The 4,671-nt window shown below is 75.8% G+C and carries 4 protein-coding genes; 3 read left to right on the top strand and 1 reads right to left on the bottom strand.

The features are described 5' to 3' along the window. A partial coding sequence (locus tag AE652_RS35630) for an AAA family ATPase (RefSeq protein ID WP_159028651.1) occupies positions 1-297 on the bottom strand: 297 nt, incomplete at its 3' end. 179 nt (positions 298-476) lie between these two features. On the opposite strand from AE652_RS35630, the gene AE652_RS35625 reads away from it, so the two are divergent. The 3 genes from AE652_RS35625 (at position 477) to AE652_RS35615 (ending at position 4,550) form a co-directional block, all read left to right on the top strand. Next, positions 477-854, top strand: a complete 378-nt coding sequence (locus AE652_RS35625; protein ID WP_049659147.1) for a nuclear transport factor 2 family protein — start codon at positions 477-479, stop codon at positions 852-854. A gap of 112 nt (positions 855-966) precedes the next feature. Beyond that, positions 967-2,487, top strand: coding sequence for an MFS transporter (locus AE652_RS35620; protein WP_082346191.1), 1,521 nt, complete (start codon positions 967-969; stop codon positions 2,485-2,487). 206 nt (positions 2,488-2,693) lie between these two features. Further along, positions 2,694-4,550 carry a prolyl oligopeptidase family serine peptidase gene (locus tag AE652_RS35615; protein ID WP_049659144.1) on the top strand — a complete coding sequence of 619 codons (1,857 nt, stop codon included), beginning with the start codon at positions 2,694-2,696 and terminating at the stop codon, positions 4,548-4,550. Positions 4,551-4,671: the final 121 nt, after the last annotated feature.

Raw genomic sequence — 4,671 nt, 5'->3', positions numbered from 1 at the left:
GAGCCCGAACGCCGCTTCCAGCGCCCGCCGTTGCGGGCCGGGCAGGACGTCCAGCCGGTCCAGGCCGGGCGCGAGCAGCAGGCTCAGCCCGGCGTACGGCAGCTCGGCCTCGTACTCGACGCCGGCCGCCCGGACGACCCGGAACGCCTCCCCCGCCCGCGCGACGGCGTCGTCCAGCAGCGCGGTCTTGCCGATGCCGGCCTCGCCCCGGAGCAGCAGCACTCCGCTGCGTCCGGCCCGCGCCCCGTCCAACAGCCCGTCCACGGAGGCCTGTTCGCCTTCCCTCCCGTACAGCATGCCCCGACCCTACCCAGCAGGGCCGCGCACCACTGCCGACCACGGCACCGGTACACCTCCGCGGAGGCTACGTACCCCCATGCCCATACGTGACGGATTCGCCGTCGGCCGCCCGTCCCTACCGTGGTGAGCACCGGGAACGACCCGGCCAACCACCCACCGGAACACGGGAGATGACGATGACCGAGATCACCACCGCCGCCCTCCAGCAGCTCGCCGAGCGCTACCTCGCGGTGTGGAACGAGACCGACCCGGCGGCCCGCCGCAAGCTGGTCGACGAGGTGTGGGCCGAGGACGGCCGCTACACCGACCCGCTGGCCGCCGTCACCGGCCGGGACGGGATCGACGCGCTGATCGGCGCAGCCCAGGCCCAGTTCCCGGGGCTGGAGTTCACCCTCGGCCCGGTCGACGCGCACCACGACGTCGCCCGCTTCACCTGGAACCTGGGCCCGGCCGGCGCGGAGCCGGTGGTGATCGGCTTCGACGTGCTGGTGGCCACCCCGGACGGCCGGATCGGCGCGGTGTACGGCTTCCTCGACCGCGTGCCGGGCGCCTGACCCCCTCAGACCGCCGCTCCGGCCGAGGGGCGGGGCGCTCCCCACCGCGCCCGCACCGCGGCACCGGCCGCCGACCCGCTTGAGTCGCCAACCCCCTTGAGGAGAGCCCGAGATGAGCACCTCCCTGAACACCCGGCGGCCCGCCGAGGCCGAGACCGGGACAACGGCGCGGACGGCGCAGACGGCCCCCAAGGGGCTGCTGCCGGTCGTCCTGACCGCCACCTTCATGACCGCCCTCGACATCTTCGTCGTCAACGTCGCCCTCCCCTCCCTCCAGGGCGACCTCGGCGCCGGCCCGGCCGCCGTCCAGTGGGTGATGGCCGGCTTCAGCCTGGCCCTCGCGGCCGGCCTGGTCACCGCCGGCCGCCTCGGCGACCGGTACGGCCGCCGCCGGGTGTTCGGGCTCGGCCTGGCCCTCTTCACCCTCGCCTCCGCCGCCTGCGGCCTCGCCCCCACGGCGGCCGCGCTGGTCGGCGCCCGGGTGGCACAGGGCCTGTCGGCGGCGCTGATGGGTCCGCAGGTGCTGGCGATCCTGCGGACCGCGTTCAGCGGCGCCGCCCAGGCTCGGGCCTTCGCCCGGTACGGGCTGACCATGGGCGTCGGCGCGGTGTTCGGCCAGCTGATCGGGGGGCTGCTGATCCGCGCGGACCTCTTCGGCCTCGGCTGGCGCAGCTGCTTCCTGATCAACCTGCCGATCGGACTGGCCGCCCTCCCGCTGGTCCGCCGCAGCCTGCCGGAGTCCCGCGCCCCGCAGCGGCCCGGCCTGGACCCGGTGGGCGTGCTGCTGGTCACCACCGCGCTGACCGGCCTGGTGCTGCCGCTGATCCAGGGCCCGCAGCTGCACTGGCCGCTGTGGACCGGGCTCTGCCTGGGCGGCTCGCTCGCCCTGCTGGCCGTCTTCGCCGTGCACCAGCACCGCGCCACCACCGCCACCGCCACCACCGCCGCCACGGCCACCACCGCGACCACCCCGCTGGTCGACACCCGGCTCTTCCGCGACCGCGCCTTCAGCGCCGGCCTGCTCGCCCAACTCGCCTTCTGGCTCGGCCAGGGCTCCTTCTTCCTGGTGCTCGCCCTGCACCTCCAGTTCGGCCGCGGCCTGGACGCGCTGGGCGCCGGACTGGTCTTCACCGCGATCGGCCTGGGCTACCTGATCACCTCCAACACCACCCACCGCGTCACCGCCCGCCTCGGCGAGCGCCGCACCATCGCCCTCGGCGGGCTGCTGATGGCCCTCGGGCTGGGCCTGCTGGCCCTCACCGCGTACGGCGCCGCGGACGGCGGCGTCCGGTGGCTGGCGCCCGGGCTGTTCGTGGACGGCCTCGGCATGGGCCTGGTGATCGCCCCGGTGACCTCGGTGGTCCTGGCCGGCGTCGAGCCGCGGCTGGCCGGCTCCGCGGCCGGGGTGGTGTCCACCGTGCAGCAGGTCGGCGGGGCGCTCGGGATCGCGCTGATCGGCCTGGTCTACTACGGCGCCGGCGACCCGGCCGCCGCCTTCGGCCGCAGCGTCCTGGCCTTGGCGGTGCTGGAGCTGGTGCTCGTGGGCCTGGTCCGGTTCCTGCCGCGCGGAGCACACGGGGCCCCCGGAGCGGCCGAAGCGCACCGAGCGCACGAAGCGCCGCGCGAGGGCTGACCCCGGCATGGCCCCGGGCACCCGCCCCGGCCCCACGGAACCCGGGCCCCGGGCCGGGCGTTCGTGGACGCCCCGGCCGCCGCGCACGGCAACACCTGCACCGGCATCCTGCCGGCACCCCGCCGCCACCCCGGCGGCACGGGGCGGGTGGGCCGAAGCCCACCCGCCCGTTCCCTTCCCTCCCCCCGATCGGGTTGGATGGTCGGATGAGCGAGGAGAAGAGCGCCGTACCGGCGTGGGAGCAGCGGTTCAGGGCGGCCCGGGTGTCGCTGCCCGACTGGGCCGAGGACGCCCCCGACCGGTCGCTGTACGTGTCCAACGCGACCGGCACCTACGAGGTCTACGCCTGGGACCGCACCACCGGCGCCCACCGTCGGGTCACCGACCGTCCGAACGGCACCACCGACGCCGAGCTGTCCCCCGACGGCGACTGGGTCTGGTGGTTCGACGACCACGACGGCGACGAGTTCGGCGTCTGGCGCCGCCAGCCGTTCGCGGGCGGCCCCGACGAGGAGGCCGTGCCCGGCCTCGCCGCCTCCTACTCGGCCGGCCTGGCCCTGGGCCGCGACGGCACCGTGGTGGTCGGCCGCTCGACCGACGAGGACGGCACCACCCTGCACCTGCGCCGCCCCGGCGCCGCCGTACCGGTCGAGGTCTACCGGCACGAGGAGTACGGCGGCATCGGCGACCTCAGCCACGACAGCACCCTGCTCGCCATCGACCACACCGAGCACGGCGACGCGATGCACTCCGCGATCCGGGTCGTGCGCATCACCGCCGACGGCGGCGTCGAGACCGTCGCCGAGCTGGACGAGGTCACCGGCCGGGACGAGCCGCGCGGCGTCGCCTGCCTGGGCTTCGCCCCGGTCGAGGGCGACACCCGCCTGCTGGTCGCCCACCAACGCACCGGCCGCTGGGAGCCGATGATCTGGGACGTCGCCACCGGCGCCGAGACCGCCCTCCCGCTGCGCGACGAGCAGGGCCGCGAGCTGCCCGGCGACGTCTCCGCGCAGTGGCGCCCCGGCGCCGAGACGCTGCTGGTGGAGCACGAGTACGAGGCGCGCAGCGAGCTGTTCTCGTACGCGCTCGCCGACGGCCGGCTGACCCGCCTGGAGACCCCGCGCGGCACCGTCAGCGGCGCCACCGCCCGTCCGGACGGCACCGTCGAGTACCTGTGGTCCTCCGCCGCCGAGCCCTCCGCCGTCCGCTCCACCGCAGGGACGGTCGTGCTGCGGGCGCCCGGCGCGGTGCCGCCCGGTTCGGTGCCGGTCGAGGACGTCTGGGTGGACGGGCCCGGCGGGCGGGTGCACGCCCTGGTGCAGCGGCCGGCGACGCCCGCGCAGGGCCCGTACCCGACCGTGTTCGAGATCCACGGCGGCCCGACGCACCACGACAGCGACTCCTTCGCCGCCGGTCCGGCCGCCTGGCTGGACCACGGCTTCGCGGTGGTCCGGGTCAACTACCGCGGCTCGACCGGCTACGGACAGGCCTGGACGGACGCGCTGCACGAGCGGGTCGGCCTGATCGAGCTGGAGGACATCGCGGCGGTCCGCGCCTGGGCCGTCGACAGCGGCCTCGCCGACCCGGCCCGGCTGGTCCTCACCGGCGGCAGCTGGGGCGGCTACCTGACCCTGCTCGGCCTCGGCGTCCAGCCCGACGACTGGGCCCTCGGCCTCGCCGCCGTCCCGGTCGCGGACTACCACACCGCGTACGCCGACGAGATGGAGGCGCTCAAGTCGCTGGACCGCACGCTCTTCGGCGGCACCCCGGAGGAGGTCCCGGAGCGCTTCACCGCCTCCTCGCCGCTGACCTACGTCGAGCGGGTGCGGGTGCCGGTCTACATCAGCGCCGGGGTCAACGACCCGCGCTGCCCGATCCGGCAGATCGACAACTACGTCGAGCGGCTGGAGCGGCTCGGCAAGCCGCACGAGGTGTACCGCTTCGACGCCGGGCACGGCTCGCTGGTGGTGGAGGAGCGGATCAAGCAGCTGCGACTGGAGATCGACTTCGTGCGGCGGCACCTGGGCACGGCCGGGCGTGACGGAGACGGAGGGGCTGCGTGAGACGCCTGCTGATGCTCGCGGGGGTGGCGGTCGCCGGGGCCCTGGTGCTCACCGGCTGCTCGGGCTCACAGCGGAACACCGCGTCCTGCCCGGTCGAGCACCTGACGGATCAGCGCGGCCT

This window comes from Kitasatospora sp. MY 5-36, assembly GCF_001182915.1.
Taxonomy (GTDB): Bacteria; Actinomycetota; Actinomycetes; order Streptomycetales; family Streptomycetaceae; genus Kitasatospora.
Note: the sequence above shows the minus strand (reverse complement) of the source record. Positions and strands in the feature narration are given on the sequence as shown.

Excerpts from the sequence above, each read along its gene's own strand:
- AE652_RS35615 (WP_049659144.1), top strand. The coding sequence starts at position 2,694 with ATGAGCGAGGAGAAGAGCGCCGTACCGGCGTGGGAGCAGCGGTTCAGG.
- AE652_RS35625 (WP_049659147.1), top strand. The coding sequence starts at position 477 with ATGACCGAGATCACCACCGCCGCCCTCCAGCAGCTCGCCGAGCGCTAC.
- AE652_RS35620 (WP_082346191.1), top strand. The coding sequence starts at position 967 with ATGAGCACCTCCCTGAACACCCGGCGGCCCGCCGAGGCCGAGACCGGG.